Raw genomic sequence first — 2,020 nt, 5'->3', positions numbered from 1 at the left:
TTCCGGAATCTGCGATCAAATGCGGCCGGAATTGGTGATCATTTCGCTCCGGAATACACACGGATAAAGCTAATGGCATCATCTAGTCTTACTTGCGATCAAAAGAACGTATTGCAGGGTGAATTGTCAACAGGCCTTAGTTTTACGATTAATCAGACTAAGCAGATATATCCTTACTTCTATTTACCTGGATATTTCAAATACCACTAAATTTTCAGGTCATAAGCAATATATTTTTCAGATTTACAATCTCTAATTATTTATCAAGCAACCCTGCGCCACTTAAGGGCAGCAAGGTTATTTATTAGTTGTAATATAATCAATAGGTTGTAGTGAAAATAATGATTCAATGCTTTTTTGCTGCAAAGTCATGGTAAATACAAATATAGTTTGCTAAAAGTAGGCATATAACTAAATATCGTGTAGACAAGACCGTGCAACCACTGACCAAGCATAAAGCGATAAACAAATTCTTTTTTTGCTGACGGATTTGTGCGTAGATAACTGTAGTTTGTTTTTCAGGAAACATTAATTGTTTATGTAATTGACGTCTTAATAACCAAACCAATTGGTAAAATCAAAAGCCGAATTGCAAGAACAACACCTGAGCTCGCCAAGGAGGTAAGTAACGAGGTAATGGAGTTATGACTGGGGGGAAAATTTTGCGCAATAAAAAGTAACATGAAGTTATAAATCATAAAGTCATACCACTCCATGGCGTTACCTATACAGATAGCCGCAATCATTTTGTATTGTTCATGATGAACCAACTCCCTGGCGTCAATCGAAATTTATCTTAAAGTAGTATGGAGTGGAAATCCATTTTTCTTAATATTCAGTAATGCCGTTTTACGTTATAAGAACTCAGATTAGCGTTTTGTACTTTCATAAAAAATATCTCAATAAAGAACACAATAAACACTTAGCTTCTATCGTTGAATACTATGAATAGTCGATTCACTTCTGAAGCTCAATTCCATTATAATTCAATAAGCTAGAAATGGATTAGGGAATAAAGGGCTTGTAAATGTCTTATCAACATCTAAATTTTATGCAACGATATCAACAGAAAGATATAGCAAAATAACATCATACAGCCACGTCCAAGATATCTAGAGGATTAAAACGAAATATTCGATGGAACGGGGTGACTATTGCCTTGATCAAGCTAGAAGTTATTTATTCTTCAATTCTTCTTTGATATTTTCTCTACTGACTTATGCGCTTCAATTAATGCATCACGTGTATCTCTTACTGTTTTCGGTTTAATATTAAAGAAACGCAAAGCCTTTGTAGCATAGGAATTTTCATCATTATATTTCATTAGAACAGTCTTATCTGCCTCGCTTACACTAATTGCCTTTTGAAAAGATGATAAGCTTTCTTTAGATAAGCTTTCTAAGTTAGAACGAAGAATATCGTAGGGTAATGTGGCATAATCTTTCTTGATATCATCTTTTATTTTTCCAATGGTTGCATGCAATTTATCCACCATTTTTTCTATTATTTCTTTTTTCTGTGTGTCGTTGGGATATTTAACCTCAAGCCGTTTCATAATAGCTCTTAAATTAGTTTCGAGTTTTTCTAATGCATTAAGAGTCGCCTTCATTCGTGTTTGAAAAAGCCCAATGACTTTATCGAGATGTGGTCGTGAGTGTGCTTTGCGCAAATATTCCGTATTTTCTGAGGGTATAGGGCTTAACTTATGGTGATGTTTATCAAAATTTTCTAATTGGTTAGAATAATCTCCATCCATTTTTCGCAAAAAAATATAATTCTTTGTTTGAGTTAAATATTCAGAAGCGGGATAAACTTTATTAGACCATGGGTCACAAATATAAGCGTCCTTTCCCCATGTTGCAGGATTGTTCGGATTGCTATTTTTTTTCCTTCCCACAACTAAAAAGACATGGTCACCTCCCTCAATTTGATAAACTTCTGCGTTAACAGAAGGAGGGGCGTAACGCAATACATAATCAAGGGCCATAAGAGCCATCTCATAACAATTACCAAGTGATAA

At 34.5% G+C, this 2,020-nt stretch carries 2 protein-coding genes; one reads left to right on the top strand and one right to left on the bottom strand.

Annotated elements, in window-relative coordinates; genetic code table 11:
• Window positions 1-210 (top strand): hypothetical protein (locus DGG96_RS21120; protein WP_205872637.1); only part of this gene is annotated, 210 nt, incomplete at its 5' end.
• 976 nt (window positions 211-1,186) lie between these two features.
• Here the strand turns inward: DGG96_RS21120 and DGG96_RS20515 are convergent.
• A partial coding sequence (locus DGG96_RS20515; RefSeq protein WP_240610484.1) for a hypothetical protein occupies window positions 1,187-2,020 on the bottom strand: 834 nt, incomplete at its 5' end.

The organism is Legionella qingyii, assembly GCF_003184185.1.
This window is presented reverse-complemented; position numbering and strand designations above follow the sequence as displayed.